The following is a 23671-nucleotide window of genomic DNA, read 5'->3' as shown; positions in this document are numbered from 1 at the left end:
ATTTTCTTTTTTAATTATTACTGTTCGTTACTCTTCTTTTGGCCGCCACCGCCATTTGTCCCAGGGCAATCCCTCCGTCGTTGGAAGGAACCTGCTGATGACTGTAAACAGCAAAGCCGGCTTCACGCAACCGGTTTTCTGCTTTTGCCAATACGATTCTATTTTGAAACGTCCCGCCAGAAAGGACCACTTTCCGGATACCCGTTTCGGACGCTATTTTTTTCGCTGTCGCGATAATAACTTCTACCACCGTTTGATGAAATTTGCCGGCCATTTCCGAAACCGGCATCCCGTTTTCCCTGTCCCGAAGCAATCCTTCAAAAACAGGGCGGAAAGAGATTTCTCCGTTCCGGATATCCACCGGATAAGCCGATGAGATGTGCTCGTCGGCTGCCGATTCCAGACGCATGGGGGCTTCGGCATGATAAGTCGAACGGGTGCAAATACCCAGCAAAGCAGACACCGCATCAAACAACCGGCCGGCGCTGCTCGTTTCGGGACAATTAATCTTGCTTTCCATCATGGACAAAAACAGTTCGAAAGTCTCTTTTTCCAGAAAAGGGAACCATTTTTTGTATCGTCCGGTCAAAAAATCTTTTCCAAAATAACGGTAAAGATAAGCCAGCGCCATGCGCCAGGGCTGCCGGATGACCGCATCGCCACCGGGCTGCAAAACATATTCAAAATGATACGTCCGCCGGAAATCCTGCAGGTCGCACACCAAAAACTCACCGCCCCATATTTTCCCGTCGGTTCCCAAACCGGTACCGTCGAAGCTGACTCCGATTACCGGCTCATCAAGCTGATGCTCAGCCATGCAGGAAGCAATGTGTGCATGATGATGCTGGACAAATTCCAACGGCAAACCGGTTTTTTGGGCAAACTTTGTGGAATAATAATCGGGATGCAAATCCACAGCTGCCAGAACAGGTTTAAACCGGAATAACCGGCAAAACCGCTGATAGGATTCTTCATAAAAGCCGAGGGTTTCCGGATTTTTTAAGTCGCCGATATACTGACTTAAAAAAACCTTGTCGCCTTTTCCTACGGCAAAGCAATTCACCAGTTCGGCGCCGGCGGCAAAAACTCCTTCGGCAGGCAAAGAAAGCGGAACCGACGACGGAGCATACCCCCGCGAACGTCGTATCAGCCGTTCTTTCCGGTTTACGACCATGGCTACCGAATCGTCCACCCGGTTATAAATCTCGCGGTTGTAAGTAAGCACCGCATCGGCCACAGGGGCCAGTTTATTCAACGCATCGGCATTATCGGTCAAAACCGGCTCATCCGACAGGTTTCCGCTGGTCATTACCAATACCGGCGTTTTCAGTTTTTCGAAAAGCTGATAATGAAAAGGCATATACGGCAGCATCACCCCGGTTGTATTCAGCCCGTTGCTCACCGGATACGGCAATGGTTTTTTAATGCGCAGCAACACAATGGGTCGCCGCCAGCTTTGCAACAGCCTTTCTTCTTCGGAAGAAACCTGCAAATATTCTTTTACCAAAGCCATATCGGAAAACATCACGGCAAAGGGCTTGCCTTCTCTGTTTTTTCGCTGCCTTAACAAACGTACCGCATTTTCGTCCAGCGCATTACAGGCAAGATGAAAACCACCCAGCCCTTTCAGGGCTACAATACGGCCATCGTCCAGCAAGGCTGCTGTTTTACTTAATAAGGTATAAAAGTCGTTTTCTGTTTCACCCGAAGACAGATGAAGCGAATATACAGGTCCACAGTGATTACAGGCTACCGGCTGTGCATGAAAACGACGGTCCGTCACATCCGTGTATTCCGCATGGCACACATCGCACATCTGAAAAGGGGCCATGGTGGTCTGATGCCGGTCGTACGGCAAATCTTTGATAATGCTGAACCGCGGACCGCAATGGGTACAATTGGTAAACGGATAATCAATCCGGTGCGGCTGGGTTTTCATGTCCCGAAGGCAATCGTCACAAACGGCAATATCGGGACTCACTTCGGTCACTTCGTCGGAATACGAACGGCTCTGACGAATCGAAAATTCCTGAAAGCCGTTGGCTTTTATCTTTTCATAATCAATACGACTGATTTGCGATGCTGCCGGTGCTTCCTCCCGGATATCCTGCAGAAACCGGAGCAGCGCTTTTTCATCTCCTTCGACCCTGATTAACACGCCCTTGTTGTTATTCTCCACATGACCACGCAAGGCATGACGCCGGGCCAGTTTGTAAATAAAAGGCCGAAACCCTACTCCCTGCACCAAACCTTTCACTTCTATTTTATAAGCTGTTTTGGTCATTTCACCGGCTAATTTAAAAAGATTTTAAATTTGTTATGTGTTAATCTCTTCACAAAAATAGTTTTATCTTTGTTGTGAAGTTTTTAACAGTACAAAAGTAGCATAAAAATCTTATCCATGGCAACAGATGAAAAAATTTATCAAATTCTATCGAAATTTGATCAAGACAAAACCAGATTAATGGACATCCTTTTGTCCATTCACGAAGATCAGGGCTTTGTCAGCGCAGACGATATGCGCAAGCTCTCGGAATCGCTCGGCATTTCCTATGCCCAGGTTCAGGAAACAGCCACTTTTTACCATTTCTTTTCCAACACGCCCAAAGGCAAATACAACATCTACCTGAACAACAGCATCACGTCCGTGCTAAAGGGCAGAGCAGCGGTAAAAGAAGCGTTTGAATACTACTGCGGCACCGCTTTCGGAAGTGTTTCCGAAGATGGGCTTTTCGGCTTGTTCGACACCTCCTGTATCGGCATGAACGATCAGGAACCGGCCGCCATCATCAACGATAAGATTTTTACCAATCTGACGCCTTTCCGCGTAAAACAATTGGTTGACGATATGAGGAAAGGTCTTTCCGCAGAGGAACTCATGTACGAAGATTTCGGAAGCGGCAACAATGCTGATCCCGATATCAGGGCAATGGTAACCAACAACATCCGGAAAAAATCAATCATTCTCAAAAAAGACTACGAGCCTTTTTCGTTCCTGACGTCCAAACTCAAAACCATGAGTCCGGAAGAAGTGATTGCCGAGATAGAAGCATCCAACCTGCGGGGACGTGGCGGAGCCGGCTTTCCCACCGGACTGAAATGGCGGTTTGGACGGCGGACAGCCGGAAAACACCGGGTAATTATCTGTAATGCCGACGAAGGCGAGCCCGGCACTTTTAAAGACCGCGTTTTATTGACCGAATATCCTGAGTTAATCTTCGAGGGCATGGTGGTCGCCGCTTACGCCACCGGAGCAGATATCGGACTGCTTTATTTACGATATGAATACAAATACCTGTACCACTTTCTAAACCGCAAACTGACCGAAATGCGGAAAAAAAACTTTCTCGGTGAAAGCATTGCCGGCATGGACGGCTTTGACTTCGACATCCGGATTCAGCTCGGCGCCGGAGCCTATGTTTGCGGTGAAGAATCGGCGCTTATCGAGTCGCTCGAAGGCAAACGGGGCGAGCCACGCGACAAACCGCCTTTCCCGGTAGAGAAAGGTTATCTCGGCTACCCAACGATTGTCAACAATGTGGAAACACTGGCCACTGCCGTAAAGATCCTGCATCACGGGGCTGCGTGGTACAGCAGTTTCGGCACCAAAGACTCACTGGGAACCAAGCTGCTCAGTATTTCAGGCGACTGCCGGTTTCCGGGCATCTACGAAGTGGAATGGGGAACCACGCTACGCGAAATTGTTGCGATGAGCGGGGCCGAAGATGTACAAGCCATCCAGGTAGGCGGTCCTTCCGGTATGATCATCGGCATGAAAGACGTCAACAACATGGACAACAGCGAACTGATGAAATGGTACAAACCGTCAGGCATGATGATCGCTGAAAAGTTCTTCGACCGGAAACTGAGTTATTCCGACCTGCCCACCGGCGGTTCTATCATGATCTTTGACAACAGCCGTGACTTGCTTAGTGAAGTGGTCATGAATTTTATGAACTTCTTCATCGAAGAATCCTGCGCATCCTGCTCCACTTGCCGTAATATCCCGCTACTGATGAAAAACAAGCTGCAAAAAATTATTGACGGGCACGGCATCCGGCAAGACATTTACGACTTGCTCAACTGGGGAAAAATACTGAAAGCCAGCCGCTGCGGACTGGGACAAACGGCAGGTAACCCCATTTTATCTTCCATTTTCCATTTCCGGCATCTGTACGAGCAGCGAATCCAGAGCCTGACACAATTCGACAGCGGATTCAGCCTGGAAAAAGCCACAGAAGCTTCCCGAAAATATTTAAATAAAAAACCGGTATTTCATCATTTTTAAAAAACCAAAACATGGAAAACACAGAAAATAAAATAAAGATCACGCTGGACGGAAAAACCATTTACGCCCGGAAAGGCAGCACCATTGTGGAAGCCGCCCGCGAAAACGGAATTTACATTCCTACGCTCTGTCATTTCGAAGGCGCCGACCCCAAAGCATGCTGCCGCATCTGCACCGTAAAAATCAACAACCGGTTCATGACATCCTGTACCACACCGGTAAGTGAAGGAATGGAAATTGAAAACAATACGGAAGAAATCAACGATTTACGGAAGAGCATTGTCGAACTGCTGTTTGTGAGCGGAAATCACTTCTGCCCCACTTGCGAAAAAAGCGGCAACTGCGAACTACAGGCGCTGGCTTACCGGTTTAAAATGCTGGTTCCGCGATTCCCGTTCAGTTTTCCCCGCAAAGAAGTGGATGCCTCCAATCCGAAAATTGTAAAAGAACAAAACCGGTGTATTTTGTGCAAACGCTGCATTAAAACCATCCGCGATGAAGAAGGCCGGCATTATTTCGCCTACAAGAATCGCGGGCAACATCTCGAAGTGGTGTTAGACCCTGTTCTTGGTGCAGATATGCCCGACGAGCTGGCCAAAAAAGCCATGGAAAACTGTCCGACAGGCTCAATTCTTTACAAAGGAAAAGGGTTTGAGCAACCTATTGGTACCCGGAAATACGACAACCAACCCATTGGAAGTGAAATTGAAAATCAATCATAAAACTGCAAAAAATGAATAAGAAAGTAATTGCTACCACTTCACTTGCCGGCTGTTTCGGCTGTCACATGTCACTTCTTGACATTGACGAAAGAATTCTGGACCTCATTGAACTGGTAGAATTCAATAAATCACCCATTGACGACATCAAAAAATTCACCAAGCCGGTGGATATCGGAATTATCGAAGGCGGGTGCTGCAATAGCGAGAATGTGGAAATTTTGAAATATTTCAGAGAAAACTGCAAAATTCTGGTTTCGCTTGGCGAATGCGCCATCATGGGCGGATTGCCGGCTATGCGCAACGGCATCTCCGTTGAAGAATGCCTGAACGAAGCCTACTTAAACGGCCCTACGGTGCAGGAAAATCACGAAAAAATCATTCCTAACGATGAAGAGTTGCCGATCATTCTTGACCGGGTTTACACCTGTCATGAAGTAGTTAAAATCGATTATTTTCTTCCCGGCTGTCCGCCTCGCGCCGATCTTATCTGGAATGCACTGTACGCACTGGTCACAGAAAATCCTATGGAGTTGCCATATGAAGTTGTAAAATTTGATTAAACAGAAAGAACCATGTCAAAAAAAATAACCATCGAACCGGTTACCCGCGTGGAAGGGCACGGAAAAGTAACCATCAGAATGAATGACAATCACGAAGTAATCGATTCCCGGCTACACATTGTTGAGTTCAGAGGCTTTGAACGTTTTGTTCAGGGACGCCCCTACTGGGAAGCACCTGTTCTGGTACAACGTCTCTGCGGCATCTGTCCCGTCAGCCACCACATTGCCGCTGCCAAAGCCATGGACGTAATTGTGGGCGCCGGAAACGGCGACGGACTGACGCCCGTGGCAGAGAAAATGCGCCGGCTCATGCATTACGGTCAGTTTTTCCAGTCGCACGTACTGCACTTTTTCCATTTAAGTGCCCCCGACTTTCTCTTTGGAATTGACGGCGACCCGGCAATTCGCAACATCATCGGCATTGCCATGAACAATAAAGAGCTCGCCGTGCAGGGCGTGATGATGCGAAAATTCGGGCAAGAGGTTATCCTGCGTACCGCCGGAAAGAAAATCCACGGTACCGGAGCCATCCCCGGCGGCATCAACAAAAACCTGAGCATCACCGAACGCGATGAATTGCTAAAAGGTCCCGACCCGCTCAATGCCGACAAAATGGTGGAATGGTCGCTCGGTGCGCTGGATTTTTTCAAAAGTTACCATAAACAAAACCGTGCTAAAGTTGATGAATTCGCCCGTTTTCCGTCTAACCACCTGAGTCTTGTCAGAAAAGACGGTGCTTTCGACATTTATCACGGCGTATTGCGTGCCGTGGATGCCGAAGGAAACCGGATTCTTGATGATGTGGATTACCACGAATATTATAATTACATCGAGGAAGAAGTTCGTAGTTGGAGTTACATGAAATTTCCTTATCTGAAACACCTCGGCAAAGAAAAAGGCTGGTACCGCGTAGGCCCGCTGGCACGACTGAACACCTGCGATTTTATACCCACCCCCCTGGCACAAAAGGAATTTGAAGAATACAAAGCTTACACCAATGGCAAGCCCAATAATATGAGCCTGCACTATCACTGGGCACGACTGATTGAAGTTCTGCATGCTGCCGAAGTGATTCGCGATTTGCTGCAGGACCCGGATTTACAAAAAGACAATCTGGTAGTCAAAGGCAACAAACATTACGAAGGTGTCGGCGTCATCGAAGCACCCCGCGGAACGCTGTTCCATCATTATAAAATTAACGATGACGATATGATTACCATGGCCAACCTGATTGTTTCGACCACCAACAACAACGAGCCCATGAACCGGGCCGTAGCCAGCACCGCCCATGCTTTTATGAACGGACAGGAAACCATCACCGAGCCCATGATGAACGCTGTGGAAGTAGCCATCAGAGCTTACGACCCCTGTCTGAGCTGTGCTACCCACGCTTTGGGACAAATGCCACTGGAAATGACCCTTGTCAATGAAAACGACGAGATTCTGGATCACAAAATAAAAGACTGACAATCATGAGTAAAATTCTTTTTTACGGATATGGCAACCCCGGCCGGCAAGATGACGGCCTTGGCGTGCTATGCGCCGAAAAAATAAAACAATGGGCTACCGAAAACCTTCCGGACAATACAATAGATGTCGATACCAACTATCAGTTGAATATTGAAGATGCAGAGAAAATGTCGCATTACGACATCGTGATTTTTGCCGATGCTTCGCAGGAAAAAATCCGGCAATATGAACTTTCGCGGCTCAAACCTTCTCCGACACAGGTAGAATTCACCATGCACGCCGTATCGCCAGCCTACGTTTTGCACCTTTGCCAGAATCTTTTTGAAAAAAAACCGGTAACGTATCTCTTACATTTACGTGGATATGCCTGGCAATTCAATCAAAAGCCCACACATCAGGCATTAGAGAATCTCTCTGCCGGATTTGATGCGGTCAGGGAACTTATTTTAAATGATTTATTACCCCAATCGAAAAACCATGGATCTTTCAACCACTTACATGGGATTAAAGCTTAAGAATCCCGTTATTATCAGCAGTTCCAGAATCACCGGAGACATTGAAACGATCCGGCAATGTATTGGCTACGGCGCCGGAGCCATTGTTCTCAAATCTATTTTTGAGGAACAAATGGATTCAAGTGTGGAAGCTAAACTAAAGCAAAGTAATGAGAATGAAATATACTATTGGTTTTCAGAAGCCAAAGAAAAAGTAATGAATCTCTCCCGGAAGGCTATTTTAGATCATTATTTACACTTTCTCCAGGCAGCCAAAAGTATTGACAATACTGTTCCGATTATCTCAAGCATTCACTGTAAGAGTGCCGACAACTGGCCGAAATATGCACGCGAAATAGAAAATGCCGGTGCCGATGCACTGGAATTGAACATTTCCATCTTTCCGTTCAACAACAGCATGACCAGTCTCGAAATCGAAGACCTGTATGTAAAGATCCTGAAAAAAGTCAAAAAGGAAGTCAGCATTCCGGTATCCATCAAACTGGGACCATTCTTCACCAATCTGTGCAGTATCATCAACCGGCTGGTGGATGCCGGCGTGGACGGACTGGTGTTGTTTAACCGCTATTTTCGGCCCGATATCGATATCGACACGCTAAAAGTGGTTAGCCGCGAACATTTTTCATCACCGGAAGAGATGAGTCTGCCCTTGCGGTGGATTGCCCTGCTGAGCGGCCATCACATCCCCTGCGATCTGGTTGCTTCCACGGGAATCCATTACGATACAGCACTCATCAAACAAATCCTTGTGGGAGCCAAAGCGGTGGAAATCTGTTCTACCCTTTTCCAAAACGGCATTCCCCATATCGCTAAAATACTGGAGGGACTGGAAAACTGGATGAAAAAACATCATTTTGAGTGTTTGGACGACTTCCGTGGAAAATCGCTGGACTACCAGACTACAGATGCCCGTTTCGAACGTATTCAGTATATGAAAAGAGATTTTGAAGAAATTTTTTAACTTTGTGTGAAATGCATGAGTTATCCATTGTAATGAGCATTGTGGACACGGCAGAAACCGAGCGACAAAAGCAGCAGGCCAATGCCGTGGAATCCATTGAGCTGGATATCGGCGAACTCTCGGGCGTGGAAATGGATGCATTTTACTTTGCCTGGGATGCGGGCACTCGCCACACGGCACTGGAAAATGCCAACTTGAAAATCAACCGGCCGCCGGCCAAAGCCAAATGCACCGCCTGTGGAAAAGTGTTCGTTGCCGAAAGCAGTTTCGACCCCTGTCCCGACTGCGGGAATCCCTTTTGCGACATTATTTCGGGTAAAGAATTGAGAATTAAAAGAATGACAGTGATTAAAAATTAAAAAAAACAGCATTATGTGTATGACATGCGGTTGTGGCAATTCCACAGAAACAAATATCATCATCGCCAAACCCGGTGAAATAAATCGGGAAGAAATCTCGATGAAAAACGGCGAACATCATCACCATGATCATGAACACACGCATGCGCATCCCCATGTGCACGGACATCATCATCACGATCACGAGCATGCCCATCACGAACATGCCCATACCAAAACAGTTGTTGAGCTGGAACAGGATATCCTGCAGAGCAACAACCTGCTGGCCGAACGAAACCGCGGCTATTTTGAAGCCAAGAATATTCTGGCGCTGAACCTTGTCAGTTCACCCGGATCCGGCAAAACCACTTTTATTGAAAAAACACTCAACGACCTCAAGCAGGAAATTCCTTTTTACGTTATCGAAGGGGACCAGCAAACCTTTAACGATGCAGAACGCATCGAGAAACAGAAAATTCCTGTTGTGCAAATCAATACCGGCCAGGGATGTCATCTCGACAGCGACATGGTAAATAAAGCGGTAAAAAAACTGAACCCTAAAGAAAATTCAGTGGTCCTGATTGAAAACGTGGGCAATCTGGTCTGCCCCGCCCTCTTCGACCTCGGCGAAAGCAGCCGGGTGGTACTCATCAGCGTTACCGAAGGCGACGACAAACCCATCAAGTATCCCGACATGTTCCTGTCGGCCGATATCTGTATCATCAACAAAACCGATTTACTGCCTTACGTCAATTTCGACGTAGCCAAAGCCAAAGAATATGCCCTGCGGGTTAATCATCATCTGAAATTTTTTGAAGTATCGGCTACTACCGGCGAAGGCATGAATGCCTGGTATGAATGGCTCAGACAACAAATGAAAAAAGAATAGCCCGGAAATCAGGATCAGGGCAACAACCAAAGGCAAAAAACGTTTTACTTTGCGAGACAATCAAAACACGCATGGGAAAACGTTTTTTTCTTTCATACTTGCTTTTGCTTTTAAGCTTATACCTTCCGGCACAATCGTGGCAACCGGATGCAGGGCTGGTGCATCCTTATCCAGCCAAGGTTACCGTCAGCTCAGGACAAAATGCTTCTTTCATCACTGATGGCAATCCACATACTTTCTGGCAATCGGGCAGTCCGTTGCCAAACGGATACCTCTCGCAAACCGGTTTAAACTATTTTCTGCACCCGCAATACTACCGGCTCACACCCGCCCTTCCGATCAAAAATCCGGCTTTTGACGGAAACACCAACACCAGCATAAACATTACCGGCGGGAAGCTCACCCTGCGGTTACAGCCGGCATCCAAGTTGTTGCTTTTGAGTTTAAAAGCCAATGTAAAAGACACGCTCTATTTAATTTTACAAACCGCAGACCACCGGTTTTTCCGGTACAAATACGCTCCTTCTGAAAATTTCCAACTTAAAGGTTACCGGCCGGAGACTCCGGAAAAAATTATCACCGTCAGGCTGGAATCCCAGGCACCGTTTCAGCTTTTTGAGCTGGCAGCTTTGCACTCGCTGCCTACAGCATCGGTTCTTTTCGACTATGGAAAAATTCGCAACATCGGCTGGATCAGCAGCCGGCAGCTCAACAGCACTTCCGTTACGGACATCCGGGTGATGGCCAGCCGCGACAAACAGCACTGGCAGCCGGTGATTCGTCTGAATCCCAAAGCCATTCCGTTTTTATACGAGCCGTTACAACGTACGGTACAAGCCCGTTATCTGAAAGTAATTTTCACGCTCCCATTGCGTAATTATCAAAAAGCCGTCTTATGGGAATTTGATGCATACGACCGGTACGGCCCGTACGGCCCGCCGCCGGCTGCCCGGCCTTCGTCCAACACTTTTGCACAGGCTTTCGGCATCAACACCATTTGGGGCTGGGGTTACAGCGTATATTCCGACCGGCTGAAACCCGGCACAGGACCACAGAAATTCATTGCCGTCAGTAAAAACGTACGCAGTTACGAACGACTCGACTGGGACATGAAAAATCCGCAACAAACACCCGATTTCAATAAAATGGCTGCCGGTGCCGGAACACCGGCCAAACCCTGGCTTAACTGGGACCGCGAATATAAAGTCTGGAAACAGGACGGCTTTCACATTGACATTACGCTGGCATTCAAGCAGGATAATTTCCCCGACACGTTGTGGAAAAATACGTACCGCGAGGCCTTTGCTTTTGGGAAAGCTTATGCAGAACATTTCTGTAAAAAAGAACATCTTGTCAGCATGATTGAAATCGGTAATGAACCCTGGAATTACAATCCGGCTACTTACCGCAAAATACTGGCCGGCATGAGCGCAGGTATCCATTCGGCGGCCAGAGTTCCGGTGCTACCTTGTGCCGTACAGGCTTTTGACCCATACAGCGACGACAACAGTTACATTTCAAAATATCTGGACAACACTTCATCAAAAGAAATTTTAGGACTCAATACGCACATCTATTCGTATGTTTTCCAGGAAAACGGAAAGCGCACGGCCGTCAATCCCGAAGACCCGCGGTCAGCGGTATGGTCCATGGCCAACCTGATGCGTTTCAGGAACAAAAATCTACCCGGGAGGCCGGTGTACGTAACCGAATTTGGTTTCGACAGCGGGGGCGGCGGCGAAAACTGCACCCACAGCGAGTGTGTATCAGAAAAAACCCAGGCCATTTATGGTGTACGTATGGCCATGATTCTCTGGCGCCTGGGTACCCGGCAGTTTTACTGGTATTACTTTGCCAATGTGGCTTACCATTCTTTCCTGCACAACCGCTCAGGCCTCTGCGGTTCGTACAAAACCGGTTTCCGCGAAAAACGCTCTTTTCAAGCCTTTGCTTTCCTTCAACAAGCCATCGGCAATTACCATTTCGAAAAAATCATTCGTGAAGATAAAAATGTCTATGCCTATTTGTTAAAAAATGAAGCCACCGGGAAATACATTCTCATTGCCTGGCGCCCCACTACCAAAGAACATTTTCTATCCAAAGCCGAAACGCTTTCTGTTGACAGACATGTTACCAAAATCGTTTCCATACTTACCCGGCAAACACTTCCATTCAGCGAAGCAAACGGAAACCTGCAACTCCATCTTTCCGGTGTTCCGGTGCTGATTTATTCTCAATAAAATTTCCGCTTCTCCTTTTGCTAACCTTCACAATTGATTACTTTTGTAACTTTAAAAATCCAAAACTTTAACCATGAAAAAATATATCCTTTTTCTGCTGGTTGTCTCCTTAAGCTTTACGGCCTGTCAGCAGCAAAACCCAGTCAAAAAACAACAGGAAGCCAACCTTATCGAAAAACCCCATCTCAAGTTAAAAAGTGACCTGATGACACCGGAAGTATTGTGGTCTTTCGGCCGTCTTAGCGACCCGCAGCTTTCACCCGACGGAAAAACGCTGGTATATGGCGTAACGTATTACAGCAAAAAACAAAACAAAGGAAACCGCGAGCTTTACCGCATTGATGTAAACGGGAAAAATGAAAAACAACTTACCCACACTGCAGCCGGCGAATACAATGCTGTATGGCGTCCCGACGGCAAAAAGATCGGATTCCTTTCTTCCCGCAGCGGTTCCATGCAAATCTGGGAAATGAATCCTGACGGCAGCGATCCGGTACAAATATCCCATTTTAAAGGCGGCATTACCGGCTTTAAATATTCGCCTGATGGTAAAAAAATTCTTTTCACCGCACAGGTAAAACTGGATAAAACGCCCCGCGACATCTATCCCGATCTGCCCAAAACCACCGGCCGCATTTACACCGACCTGATGTACCGGCACTGGGATAAATGGGTGGACAGTTACAGCCACGTTTTTGTAGCCGATTACGATGGCCATTCGCTGAAAAACATTACGGACATTATGAAAGGCGAACCGTATCAATGTCCGCTGCAACCTTTTGGCGGCATGGAACAAATCAACTGGACACCCGATTCAAAAACCATTGCTTACACCTGCCGCAAGCTGAAAGGACTGGCTTACACCCTTTCGACCAATTCGGACATTTATTTTTACAACCTTGCCAAAAAAACCACCGTGGACATGACCAAAGGCATGATGGGTTACGATGTGGCCCCGGTTTTTTCGCCTGACGGAAGATACATGGCTTGGGAAAGCATGAAACACAATGGCTATGAATCGGACAAAAACCGGTTGTTTATCATGGACCTGAAAACCGGCAAAAAAGCCGATTACACCAAAAACTTTGACCAGAATGCCCACAGTTTGCAGTGGAGCAAAGACGGAAAATCCGTTTATTTCATCAGCGACTGGCATGCCCGCGATGACATTTACCGCTTGGATGTAAAAACGGACAAAATCACCAAGGTAACCGAGGGTATTCACGATTATACCGGAGTCATCCCGGCAGGAAACACGCTATATGCCACGCGCATGAGCATGTCCATGCCTACGGAAATTTATGCCGTAAATGCCCAAAACGGGAAAGCCCGCCAGGTAACTTTTACCAATAAAAACCTGATGGACCAGCTTACCATGGGTAAAATCAAAAAATTCTGGGTAAAAACCACCGACGGCAAGCGGGAATTAACCTGGGTGATTTATCCGCCGCATTTCGATCCGCATAAAAAATATCCCGCTTTGCTTTACTGCCAGGGTGGACCGCAAAGTACCGTGAGCCAGTTTTGGTCGTACCGCTGGAATTTTCAGATTATGGCAGCCAACGGCTACATCATTGTAGCCCCCAACCGGCGCGGACTTCCCGGCTTTGGCACCAAATGGAACGAAGAAATCAGCGGGCATTACGGCGGACAGGTGATGAAAGACTATTTTAGTGCCATTGATTCATTGAAAAAAGAGCCTTACATCGACGAAAACCGGCTGGGTGCTGTCGGAGCATCCTTTGGCGGATTTTCAGTTTACTGGATTGCCGGCCACAACCAAAACCACCGTTTTAAAGTTTTCATTGCCCACGACGGGATGTTTAATTTGAAATCGATGTATCTCGAAACCGATGAGATGTGGTTTGTTAACTGGGATTTAGGCGGCCCGTTCTGGGATAAATCCAACAAAGTAGCCCAACGCAGCTATGCTACCGCTTCACCAAGTAATTTTGTACAAAACTGGAACACACCTATTTTAGTCATTCATTCCCAACTCGATTACCGCATTCCAGTTACTGAAGGCATGCAGGCTTTTGATGCCGCTATTCTGCGACATGTACCGGCAGAATTTCTTTATTTCCCGGATGAAAGCCACTGGGTTCTGAAACCACAAAACGGTATTTTGTGGCAACGGACTTTCTTTAAATGGCTGGATAAATGGTTAAAAGAAAAGAAAACATCATCAGATTCATAATTGACAAAAAAACAGACGGCACGATGAGATACAGAATGTTATTTTTCATTTTATTGTTGTTTCCCTGTTTTGCGATGGCAGCAACGCCCAATGATTCTCTGTCTGAGCAAAAAGCAGATACTACAAAACCCTGGAAATATACCGGGCAATATGCCATTATGCTTAACCAAATTAGTTTTAGGAACTGGGCAGCCGGAGGAGAAAGCTCTTTATCCGGAAGAGCATCGGTAGATTATCACTTGGTGTACAAAAAGAAACGGTTCTCTTTTGACCATACAGCCCATCTGGCTTATGGAATGGTGGGCTATCTACACAAACGGGTACAAAAAACTGATGATAAACTCGATTTGATCTTTGCTGTTTCCAGTCAGTTTTCAAAAAAATGGTACTTCACCAGCTTGCTGTCTTTTAAAACACAATTCTCAAAGGGATATAAAAACCCGGATTTTTCTCATGAGATTTCGGATTTCATGGCCCCTGCATACCTCACGGTTTCTATCGGCTTCCGTTATAAATCGCCTAAAAATTTTGAGCTGTACATGAGTCCGCTGGCCGGAAAAGTCACCTTTGTACTTGATCAATATCTTGCCAACCAGGGAGCTTATGGCGTAAAAAAAGCGGTAACCGATTCACTTGGAAATGTATTGATTCCGGGCGAACGCACCGCCGGACAGATCGGCTTCAATATTCTCAGCAGTTATCAGGCCCAGATCATGAAAAATATACAGTTTAAAACCCGCATTAACCTATACAACAACTATTTGGAAGATGACCCTTCTCAACGCTGGCAACTCGATATGGACTGGAACAATGAAGTGGCATTTAAAATCAATAAATATTTTTCGACCGTTTTGCTGCTGCAGCTGAAATATGATCCGAACACCCTCTTCCCGGTCTATGAAAACAACGAGATTGTTGATCAGGAAGCCCGGTTACAATGGAAACAATCACTTGGAATCAGTTTTCTTTATTCGATAAAGTAATCGGGTCAGTTTCAAACAAAAAATGTTTAATTTTGAGAATTCAAACAAAAAAAAATACACGTATGAAAATAATAATGGTAGGCACAGGTTACGTTGGACTGGTTACCGGTGCTTGTTTTTCAGAAGTAGGTATTGATGTTACATGTGTTGATATCGATCAAAATAAAATAGACAACCTGAACAAAGGTATTTTGCCTATTTACGAACCCGGCCTTGAAGAGCTGGTAAAAAGAAATACAGAAAAAGGCCGTTTGCGTTTTAGTACAAACCTGGCTGAAAACCTGAAAGATGTTGATGTAGTTTTCGGCGCGGTAGGCACCCCTCCTGATGAAGATGGCAGTGCCGATTTGAAATATGTGTTGGCTGTAGCTCACGAAGTAGGCCAAAACATGAACAACTACCTTTTGATGGTAACCAAAAGTACTGTTCCTGTAGGAACCGCTGAAAAAGTTCGTGCAGCCATCCAGGAAGAACTGGACAAAAGAGGCGTGGACATTCCTTTTGACGTAGCTTCTAATCCTGAATTCTTAAAAGAAGGCGCTGCCGTGGATGATTTTCTGAAACCGGACCGCATTGTGGTAGGTGTAGACTCTGAAAAAGCCCAAAAAATCATGGACCGGCTGTATAAACCCTTTACCATGAACGGTCATCCGGTAATTTTTATGGATATCGTTTCCGCTGAAATGACAAAATATGCCGCCAATGCCATGCTGGCTACCAAGATCAGTTTCATGAACGACATTGCCAACCTGTGTGAAATTGTAGGAGCAGATGTCAATTCGGTACGGAAAGGTATTGGTTCCGACCGGCGTATTGGTCCCTATTTCATCTATCCGGGTACCGGCTATGGTGGTTCCTGTTTCCCCAAAGACGTAAAAGCACTCATTCGTACAGCGGATGAATTTGGCTATGATATGGAAGTACTAAAAGCTGTGGAGAATGTGAATGAACGTCAAAAAAGTATTTTGTTTGGGAAAGCCAAAACCTATTTCAACGGTGATCTGAAAGGAAAAACTTTTGCTATCTGGGGACTGGCTTTTAAACCACAAACCGATGACATGCGCGAAGCTCCGTCGCTGGTGATTATTCAAAAGCTGTTGGATGCCGGAGCCAAAGTCAAAGCTTATGATCCGGTAGCCATGAAAGAAGCCAAACGGATTCTTGGTGACTCCATCGAGCTGATCGACGATCAATACGAAGTACTGATCGATGCGGATGGTTTGTTTGTCGTTACCGAATGGCCTGAATTTAAATTCCCCAATTTGAAAATTCTGGATAAACTACTCAAGGGCAAAGTCATCTTTGACGGACGAAACATTTATAACCCGCAAGAAATGGCGGAAGCCGGCTTTGATTACTTTGGAATCGGCCGGAGCAACCAAAAAAAATAATTCAATCACCCATAAAATCCCGGGCAAAGTATGTCCGGGATTTTTTTAAACGACGTACCATGAAACGAATATTAGTAACCGGAGGCGCCGGATTTATCGGCTCTCATCTTTGTAAGCGACTGCTTGACGAAGGCAACGAGGTCATCTCGCTGGACAACTATTTTACCGGACAAAAGAAAAACATTGTTCCACTGATGGACAATCCCTATTTTGAAGTGGTTCGTCACGACGTAACAAGTCCTTACTTTGTAGAGGTCGATCAGATTTTTAACCTGGCCTGTCCCGCTTCGCCGGTTCATTATCAATACAATCCCATTAAAACCGTAAAAACTTCGGTGATGGGCGCTATTAACATGTTAGGATTAGCAAAAAGGGTACGGGCAAAAATCTTGCAAGCCTCTACCAGCGAAGTTTACGGCGACCCAAAAGTACATCCCCAAAAAGAAGATTACTGGGGCCATGTGAATCCTATTGGTCAACGGTCATGCTACGACGAAGGAAAACGCGTGGCGGAAACGCTTTTCATGAATTACCACCATCAAAACCATGTAAAAATCAAGATCATACGGATTTTTAATACGTATGGCCCCAACATGCATCCGCACGACGGCCGCGTGGTTTCCAATTTTATCATGCAAGCCCTTCGCGGAGAAGATATCACCATTTACGGTGACGGACAGCAAACACGCAGTTTTCAGTATGTGGATGACCTGGTGGAAGGCATGTTGAAAATGATGGCTACCGAAGATGATTTTACCGGTCCGGTAAACATCGGGAATCCGGGTGAATTCACCATTCTTGAGCTGGCCGAGAAAGTGATTGACATGACCGGCAGCAAATCGAAGATCGTTTACCAGCCGTTGCCAGCAGACGACCCCATGCAGCGCAAACCCGACATCAGTCTGGCCAAAGAAAAACTAAACTGGGAGCCGAAAATACCGCTGGAAGAAGGGCTGAAAAAAACCATCGCCTATTTTGAAAATCTTATCAGAGAAAACAAAGATAGTTGAGCATGAAAAGAGTACTTGTCACCGGCAGCAAGGGGCAACTGGGAACCGAAATAAAAAATCAGGCAAAAGATTACCCCGGATTTTCTTTCATTTATACGGATGTTGACGAGCTGGACCTGACGGATAAAGATGCCGTCAACCGTTTTTTTTCGGAACATCCCTTTGATTTCTGTATAAACTGTGCTGCTTACACTGCCGTTGACAAAGCCGAAGACGACCGCCAGCTCTCGCGGCTCATCAATGTAACGGCAGTGGATTATCTTGCCACCGCCTGTGCTACTGCCGGAACTTTTTTGGTACACATCTCGACCGATTATGTTTTTGACGGGAAAAACCATAAGCCCTATACCGAAACCGACGCGACTGCGCCACAATCTTTTTACGGGCTGACCAAACTCGAAGGCGAAGAGGTGGTAAAAAAACAAATGACCGATGCCCTTATCATCCGTACATCGTGGCTTTATTCGGCTTACGGCAACAATTTTGTTAAAACCATGCTGCGGTTGGGAAACGAGCGTGAAATGCTCGGTGTTGTGGCCGACCAGGTGGGCACGCCCACCCATGCCGGGGACCTGGCCAAGGCGATTCTTGACATTTTGTCAGCCGGAAAACCACTGCAAGGGGTTGAAATTTACCATTACAGCAACGAGGGCGTTATTAGTTGGTACGATTTTGCCAAAGCCGTGATGTCCGAATCCGGCTTATCCTGCAAAATTAACCCCATCGAATCAAAGGATTTTCCGACGAAAGCCAAACGGCCGTTTTACAGCGTGTTGAGTAAAACGAAAATAAAAGAGACCTTCGGGTTGGAAATTCCGTACTGGCTCGACAGTTTGAAAAAAGTTTTAAAACAACTGAACCGGCAGTAAAAACCTTCCGGCAGCAACAGCCATTGGCCGGATTTTTGCGGGGCATCCCCATGTCTGTCGTTCATAAAAAAGCAAGTCATAAAAAATAACGATATGAAAACACAAGTTGACCCGAAAATACTGGAAAAAGCCAAAAAATGGCTTACCGATGCCTATGACGAAGAAACACGGAAAGCCGTCCGTGAAATGATGGAAAACGATCCGAAAGAGCTTACCGAAGCTTTTTACAAAGATCTGGAATTTGGAACCGGCGGACTGCGCGGCATTATGGGGGCCGGTTCAAACCGGATGAACAAATACACGGTGGGCATGGCCACACAGGGTTTCAGCAACTACTTGAAAGCCCATTTTCCGGACCAGCCTATACAGGTGGTGATTTCGCACGATTCGCGAAACAACAGCCGCTTTTTTGCCGAAGTGACGGCAAAGGTTTTTTCGGCCAACGGCATCAAAGTTTATCTTTTTGATGATTTGCGTCCCACGCCGGAACTTTCGTTTGCCATCCGGCACCTGAAATGCCAGGGCGGCATTATGATTACTGCTTCGCACAACCCGAAAGAATACAACGGATACAAAGCCTACTGGGAAGATGGCGGGCAACTGATCAGTCCGCACGACAAAAATGTAATTGCCGAAGTGAAAAAAATTGCCGGCGTAGAAGAAATTGATTTTGAAGGAAAGCCTGAGCTGATTGAAACCATCGGTGCTGAAGTGGACAAAGCTTATCTTGAAAAAGTAAAAGCGCTTTCTTTGTCGCCAGAAGTCATTGAAAGACAAAAAGATTTAAAAATTGTTTACACGCCGCTGCACGGAACAGGCATTAAACTGGTTCCGGATTCGTTGAAAAATTTCGGATTTACCAACGTACATGTTGTCAAAGAGCAGGCTGTTCCTGACGGAAATTTCCCCACGGTGGTATCGCCCAATCCGGAAGAACCGGCTGCACTGGAGCTGGCCATACAAAAAGCCAAAGAGCTGCATGCCGATCTGGTCATGGCCACCGATCCCGATGGCGACCGGGTGGGAATTGCCGTACGAAACGGTGACGATTTTGTTTTGCTCAACGGCAATCAGGCAGCTTCGCTGCTGATCAACTATCTGTTGACAAAATGGGACGAAAACGGAAAACTCACCGGCAACGAGTTTATTGTAAAAACCATCGTTACGTCCGAATTGCTGTTTGACCTGGCTAAAAAATACCAGGTGGAACATTACGATGTACTCACCGGCTTCAAATACATTGCCGACATCATCAAACGTTTTGAAGGGAAGAAAACCTTTATCGGCGGCGGTGAAGAAAGCTACGGTTATCTGGTGGGCGATTTTGTCCGGGACAAAGATGCCGTGATTTCGTGCTCGATGATTGCCGAAACCGCCGCGTGGGCAGCCGATCAGGGCACCTCGCTGTACGAAATGTTAAAAGACCTGTATCTTGAATTCGGATTTTATAAAGAGAAACTGGTTTCCATTGTACGCAAAGGGAAAGAAGGTGCCGAAGAGATCCAGCAAATGATGGATAATTTCAGGGCTCATCCGCCCAAAATGCTGGGTGGCTCAACCGTGGTCAGAATAAAAGATTATCTGAGCAGCACAGACCACGATTTGGCAACCGGCGAAAAAACGACCATTGATTTACCCCAATCGAATGTGTTACAGTTTTTTACGGAAAACGGCTCGAAAGTCAGCGTACGGCCGTCAGGAACCGAACCGAAAATCAAATTCTATTTCGGTATCAAAGGCGAGCTGAAAAAGCGGGAAGCATTTGATCAGGTAAACCGTGAACTGGAAGAAAAAATCGACAGCATCATCCGGGAATTGAATTTATAACCCGGCTTTCGGTTGTCGAAATCCGATTTTTTTGTTATTCAAATATTTTCCGGGCAGGGATGGCAGTGGCATCCTGCCGCCAGGCAACCCGATGTGAAGTAGCGGGAAAGAGCGACCGCCGGAAGCTCCTTTGCCGCTTTACGAAACACGGGCTGCCTGGCGACAGATAGAACGGACAGCCCGGCCGCCCGCCTTATTTATAATATTTCCTGATTGGGTGAAAAAAAGAACGTATTTTTGCAAAAATTTTTATTATGAATCATCCATCTACCGATATAACGCTGCATAAGTCTGTTCTTGAAATGCTGACCGTGGCCAATGAGTATTGCTATTATTTTGAGCATCTGGCCAAAAAGACACACAATGAAATTCTTGAATTCGTATCGCGCATTGGGCCGCTGATGTACCTAAAAGGCAGCCTGTTACCCGATGTGGAAGTGGAAAATCCGGAAGCCAACGAACGGTTTGTGACCCCGGAAGAGTGGGAAAATCTTTTCTATTCGTTGCGGGAAACATTCGGAAAATACGATGAATTCTGGATTATTGATCCGCAATACATCAACGAGAATGAGCCACTGAAAGCCAGCCTTTCGGAAAACCTTTCAGACATTTACCAGGATATGAAAGATTTTATTCTGCTTTATCAGCGCAATACTTATGCGGCACGGCAAAATGCAGTGAAAGAAATTAAAAAGCTGTATGCTACTCACTGGGGCTACCGCATTACCAACATTATGGCCAAAGTGCATCATCTGCTGTATGAAGAAGATACCGACTCGCTCCCGTTTATGCAGACGCTGGATACATTTTAGCGGAATAATGCGGAAAAGCAAGATAAGTTTCAACGAAGAACAAAGAAAAGGCAAGAAATGACGCTGGCAGAACTCAAAACGGGAGAAAAAGCGATTATCACCAAAGTACGCGGACGGGGCGCTTTCCGGAAACGCATTATCGAAATGGGCTTTGTGGTGGGCAAACTGGTAACGGTAGTAAAAAATGCCCCGCTGAAAGACCCGGTGGAATATAACATTATGGGATATGAAGTTTCGTTGCGCCGCAGCGAAGCAGCCCTGATCGAGGTAACCAAAGACCTCTCCTTTGAAAGTCCGGATAATAAATTCAGAGGGACTTTTGAAGTGGAAGAGCAGCTGAACATTACACCGGCTCAGGCTCGCAGCAAGGTTATCAATGTAGCCCTGGTCGGTAATCCGAATTGCGGGAAAACCACCATTTTCAACTATGCTTCGCATTCCAAAGAAAAAGTGGGAAACTATGGCGGCGTAACCATTGACGCCAAAGAAGCCACTTTTGAGCACCGCGGTTACACTTTTAAGCTGGTGGATTTACCCGGCACCTATTCCATTACCAGCTACACACCGGAAGAACGATACGTACGGAACCACATCATCAATGAACTTCCGGACATCATTCTGAACGTGATAGACTCGTCTAACCTGGAAAGGAATCTCTATTTGACCACCCAGCTCATCGACATGGACATGAAGGTGGTGATGGCCCTGAACATGTGGGACGAATTTCTGGAAAAAGGCGACATTCTGGATTATGAAGCTTTGTCGAAAATGCTGGGAATTCCCATGGTACACACGGTAGGCTCAAAAGGACGCGGCATCGGGAAATTGTTCAACAAACTGATTGAAGTTTACGAAGACCGCGAACCCACCATCCGGCATATCCATATCAACTACGGGCATTTAATTGAAGATGCCATTAAAAAGCTGCAACTTTTAATTAACCAACCCGGCAATGAAGCTCTAACCGTAAAAATATCGCCACGTTATCTTTCGCTGAAACTTTTAGAACGCGATCCGCAGGAGATTGAACGGGTAAAAAAATATTGTGTCAATGCTGATGAAATTCTGGCGCTGGCCCAGCAGGAAGCCGAGAGCATTGAAAAACAGCGTAAAGAAACCATGGAAACCATCATTACCGATGCCAAATATGGTTTTATTGAAGGGGCGTTGCGCGAAACACTAACACCGGCTGAAAAAAAAGATAAAATTACCATGAGCCGGATCATCGACACGGTGGTCACCGGAAAACTGCTGAGCTATCCGATTTTTTTGTTTGCCATGTGGCTTACTTTTGAATCCACTTTTTATATCGGCAATTATCCCATGCAGTGGATTCAAGACGGAGTAAATGCGTTGGGCGAACTTTTTACGCGGATTCTTCCGCCCAACGCTTTTCGCGATTTAATTGTGGACGGTATTATCGGCGGCGTAGGCGGGGTCATTGTTTTTCTGCCGAACATTCTGATTCTCTTTTTCTTCATCACCCTTATGGAAGCGTCGGGATACATGGCCCGGGTAGCTTTTATTGTGGACAAACTAATGCATAAAATTGGGTTACATGGCAAGTCATTTGTTCCCATGCTCATGGGATTTGGCTGCAATGTGCCGGCCATCATGGCTACCCGTACCATTGAAAACAAAAACGACCGGCTGGTTACCATGCTCATCATTCCGTTTATGTCGTGCAGTGCGCGATATCCGGTTTACATTTTAATTATCAGTGCCTTCTTCCCGTCGTATCAGGGAACCATTCTGTTTGGTATTTACCTGTTTGGCATCTTTTTGGCGGGTGTCATGGCCTGGATCTTCAAAAAGACCCTGTTTAAAGCCAATACGATTCCTTTTGTGATGGAGCTTCCGCCTTACCGGATGCCCCGCTTCAGTTCGGTACTGAAACAAACCTGGTTTAAAGGCGAGATGTACCTAAAGAAAATGGGAACCGTTATTCTGCTGGCTTCACTAATTATCTGGGCACTGGGTTATTTTCCTTTAGGGAAAAAATATGAAGCCGCATATAAACAACAGGTTAGCAAAATAAACGAACAGGTTTATACCCAACTGAAAAAAGACCATCTTTCCCCGGAACAAATCAAAAAGCTGGAGGCAAAACGGCAAAAGGAAATCGACCTTTTGAAAGACCAGCTGGCCATGAAAAAACAGGAAAACTCTTACATTGGACGCATCGGGCACTTTATCGAACCGGTAATCCGGCCTTTGGGTTTCGACTGGAAAATGGGCGTAAGCCTTGTGGCCGGCGGAGCAGCCAAAGAAGTGGTCGTATCCACCATGGGCGTTCTGTACCCACCATCGTCGGCATCACAGGAAAAAGAAGGACTGTCGCAACGGTTGCGTGAACAGGTGTACAATAGCGGACCACGCAAAGGAGAAAAAGTATTTACTCCGCTGGTGGCCATGTCTTTCCTGCTGTTTATCCTGATTTATTTCCCTTGTGTTGCGGTAGTGGCAGCCATCAAGCACGAAACCGGACAATGGAAATGGTCGCTGTTTTTGGCAACTTACACCACCACCCTGGCCTGGATAATTGCTTTTATTGTTTATCAGGGAGGCCGGTTATTGGGATTCTAAATCGCCCGTTGTT

The 23671-nt window shown here is 46.4% G+C and carries 18 protein-coding genes; 17 read left to right on the top strand and 1 reads right to left on the bottom strand.

The window, feature by feature from the left end:
- Nucleotides 1–10: 10 nt before the first annotated feature.
- A complete protein-coding gene (gene hypF / locus LA303_RS06875; RefSeq protein WP_240524551.1) occupies nt 11–2284 on the bottom strand; it encodes a carbamoyltransferase HypF in 2274 nt (757 codons plus the stop codon).
- 117 nt (nt 2285–2401) lie between these two features.
- On the opposite strand from hypF, the gene LA303_RS06870 reads away from it, so the two are divergent.
- From LA303_RS06870 to feoB, 17 genes are all read left to right on the top strand, one after another.
- Nucleotides 2402–4288 (top strand): NAD(P)H-dependent oxidoreductase subunit E, encoded by a 1887-nt coding sequence (locus tag LA303_RS06870; RefSeq protein WP_240524550.1) that lies wholly within the window; start codon nt 2402–2404, stop codon nt 4286–4288.
- Between the two features lie 11 nt (nt 4289–4299).
- Entirely contained in the window at nt 4300–5010 is a 711-nt protein-coding gene (locus LA303_RS06865) for a 2Fe-2S iron-sulfur cluster-binding protein (protein WP_240524549.1), read from the top strand.
- A gap of 11 nt (nt 5011–5021) precedes the next feature.
- Entirely contained in the window at nt 5022–5570 is a 549-nt protein-coding gene (locus LA303_RS06860) for an NADH-quinone oxidoreductase subunit B family protein (protein ID WP_240524548.1), read from the top strand.
- A 12-nt stretch (nt 5571–5582) separates the two neighbouring features.
- The gene (locus LA303_RS06855; RefSeq protein ID WP_240524547.1) at nt 5583–7037 is read left to right on the top strand and encodes a Ni/Fe hydrogenase subunit alpha; all 1455 of its coding nucleotides are present in this window, start codon (nt 5583–5585) and stop codon (nt 7035–7037) included.
- A 5-nt stretch (nt 7038–7042) separates the two neighbouring features.
- Entirely contained in the window at nt 7043–7555 is a 513-nt protein-coding gene (locus LA303_RS06850; protein ID WP_240524546.1) for a hydrogenase maturation protease, read from the top strand.
- Nucleotides 7518–8516, top strand: a complete 999-nt coding sequence (locus LA303_RS06845; protein ID WP_240524545.1) for a dihydroorotate dehydrogenase-like protein — start codon at nt 7518–7520, stop codon at nt 8514–8516. Before LA303_RS06850 ends, LA303_RS06845 begins: the two co-directional genes overlap by 38 nt.
- An 11-nt stretch (nt 8517–8527) precedes the next feature.
- Nucleotides 8528–8875: a hydrogenase maturation nickel metallochaperone HypA gene (gene hypA, locus LA303_RS06840; RefSeq protein ID WP_240524544.1), complete on the top strand. Its 348-nt coding sequence runs from the start codon at nt 8528–8530 to the stop codon at nt 8873–8875.
- 13 nt (nt 8876–8888) lie between these two features.
- Nucleotides 8889–9743: a hydrogenase nickel incorporation protein HypB gene (hypB, locus tag LA303_RS06835; protein ID WP_240524543.1), complete on the top strand. Its 855-nt coding sequence runs from the start codon at nt 8889–8891 to the stop codon at nt 9741–9743.
- 71 nt (nt 9744–9814) lie between these two features.
- Complete coding sequence (locus tag LA303_RS06830) at nt 9815–11983, top strand: hypothetical protein (RefSeq protein WP_240524542.1); 2169 nt, start codon at nt 9815–9817, stop codon at nt 11981–11983.
- A 73-nt stretch (nt 11984–12056) separates the two neighbouring features.
- Nucleotides 12057–14180: a S9 family peptidase gene (locus tag LA303_RS06825; protein ID WP_240524541.1), complete on the top strand. Its 2124-nt coding sequence runs from the start codon at nt 12057–12059 to the stop codon at nt 14178–14180.
- Nucleotides 14181–14203: 23 nt separating this feature from the next.
- Nucleotides 14204–15163, top strand: coding sequence for a DUF3078 domain-containing protein (locus LA303_RS06820; RefSeq protein ID WP_240524540.1), 960 nt, complete (start codon nt 14204–14206; stop codon nt 15161–15163).
- Nucleotides 15164–15225: 62 nt separating this feature from the next.
- Nucleotides 15226–16554, top strand: coding sequence for a UDP-glucose dehydrogenase family protein (locus tag LA303_RS06815; protein ID WP_240524539.1), 1329 nt, complete (start codon nt 15226–15228; stop codon nt 16552–16554).
- A gap of 59 nt (nt 16555–16613) precedes the next feature.
- A complete protein-coding gene (locus LA303_RS06810; RefSeq protein WP_240524538.1) occupies nt 16614–17564 on the top strand; it encodes a UDP-glucuronic acid decarboxylase family protein in 951 nt (316 codons plus the stop codon).
- A 2-nt stretch (nt 17565–17566) separates the two neighbouring features.
- Nucleotides 17567–18433: a dTDP-4-dehydrorhamnose reductase gene (rfbD, locus tag LA303_RS06805; protein WP_240524537.1), complete on the top strand. Its 867-nt coding sequence runs from the start codon at nt 17567–17569 to the stop codon at nt 18431–18433.
- Between the two features lie 93 nt (nt 18434–18526).
- Nucleotides 18527–20260 (top strand): phospho-sugar mutase, encoded by a 1734-nt coding sequence (locus tag LA303_RS06800; RefSeq protein WP_240524536.1) that lies wholly within the window; start codon nt 18527–18529, stop codon nt 20258–20260.
- 254 nt (nt 20261–20514) lie between these two features.
- Entirely contained in the window at nt 20515–21072 is a 558-nt protein-coding gene (locus LA303_RS06795) for a DUF5063 domain-containing protein (protein WP_240524535.1), read from the top strand.
- Nucleotides 21073–21129: 57 nt separating this feature from the next.
- Nucleotides 21130–23658, top strand: a complete 2529-nt coding sequence (feoB, locus tag LA303_RS06790; protein ID WP_240524534.1) for a ferrous iron transport protein B — start codon at nt 21130–21132, stop codon at nt 23656–23658.
- Nucleotides 23659–23671: the final 13 nt, after the last annotated feature.

The sequence above is a fragment of the Candidatus Sulfidibacterium hydrothermale genome (assembly GCF_020149915.1).
GTDB lineage: Bacteria > Bacteroidota > Bacteroidia > Bacteroidales > F082 > Sulfidibacterium > Sulfidibacterium hydrothermale.
The sequence above is the reverse complement of the archived record's forward strand: the minus strand, read 5'-3'. Positions and strand labels throughout refer to the sequence as shown.

Bases quoted from the DNA above. Each gene is read 5' to 3' on its own strand.
- LA303_RS06825 (WP_240524541.1), top strand. From the start codon at position 12,057: ATGAAAAAATATATCCTTTTTCTGCTGGTTGTCTCCTTAAGCTTTACG.
- LA303_RS06860 (WP_240524548.1), top strand. From the start codon at position 5,022: ATGAATAAGAAAGTAATTGCTACCACTTCACTTGCCGGCTGTTTCGGC.
- LA303_RS06815 (WP_240524539.1), top strand. From the start codon at position 15,226: ATGAAAATAATAATGGTAGGCACAGGTTACGTTGGACTGGTTACCGGT.
- LA303_RS06820 (WP_240524540.1), top strand. From the start codon at position 14,204: ATGAGATACAGAATGTTATTTTTCATTTTATTGTTGTTTCCCTGTTTT.
- hypF (WP_240524551.1), bottom strand. From the start codon at position 2,284: ATGACCAAAACAGCTTATAAAATAGAAGTGAAAGGTTTGGTGCAGGGA.
- LA303_RS06855 (WP_240524547.1), top strand. From the start codon at position 5,583: ATGTCAAAAAAAATAACCATCGAACCGGTTACCCGCGTGGAAGGGCAC.
- hypA (WP_240524544.1), top strand. From the start codon at position 8,528: ATGCATGAGTTATCCATTGTAATGAGCATTGTGGACACGGCAGAAACC.
- LA303_RS06870 (WP_240524550.1), top strand. From the start codon at position 2,402: ATGGCAACAGATGAAAAAATTTATCAAATTCTATCGAAATTTGATCAA.
- hypB (WP_240524543.1), top strand. From the start codon at position 8,889: ATGTGTATGACATGCGGTTGTGGCAATTCCACAGAAACAAATATCATC.
- feoB (WP_240524534.1), top strand. From the start codon at position 21,130: ATGACGCTGGCAGAACTCAAAACGGGAGAAAAAGCGATTATCACCAAA.
- LA303_RS06830 (WP_240524542.1), top strand. From the start codon at position 9,815: ATGGGAAAACGTTTTTTTCTTTCATACTTGCTTTTGCTTTTAAGCTTA.
- LA303_RS06800 (WP_240524536.1), top strand. From the start codon at position 18,527: ATGAAAACACAAGTTGACCCGAAAATACTGGAAAAAGCCAAAAAATGG.
- LA303_RS06845 (WP_240524545.1), top strand. From the start codon at position 7,518: ATGGATCTTTCAACCACTTACATGGGATTAAAGCTTAAGAATCCCGTT.
- LA303_RS06865 (WP_240524549.1), top strand. From the start codon at position 4,300: ATGGAAAACACAGAAAATAAAATAAAGATCACGCTGGACGGAAAAACC.
- LA303_RS06850 (WP_240524546.1), top strand. From the start codon at position 7,043: ATGAGTAAAATTCTTTTTTACGGATATGGCAACCCCGGCCGGCAAGAT.
- LA303_RS06795 (WP_240524535.1), top strand. From the start codon at position 20,515: ATGAATCATCCATCTACCGATATAACGCTGCATAAGTCTGTTCTTGAA.
- rfbD (WP_240524537.1), top strand. From the start codon at position 17,567: ATGAAAAGAGTACTTGTCACCGGCAGCAAGGGGCAACTGGGAACCGAA.
- LA303_RS06810 (WP_240524538.1), top strand. From the start codon at position 16,614: ATGAAACGAATATTAGTAACCGGAGGCGCCGGATTTATCGGCTCTCAT.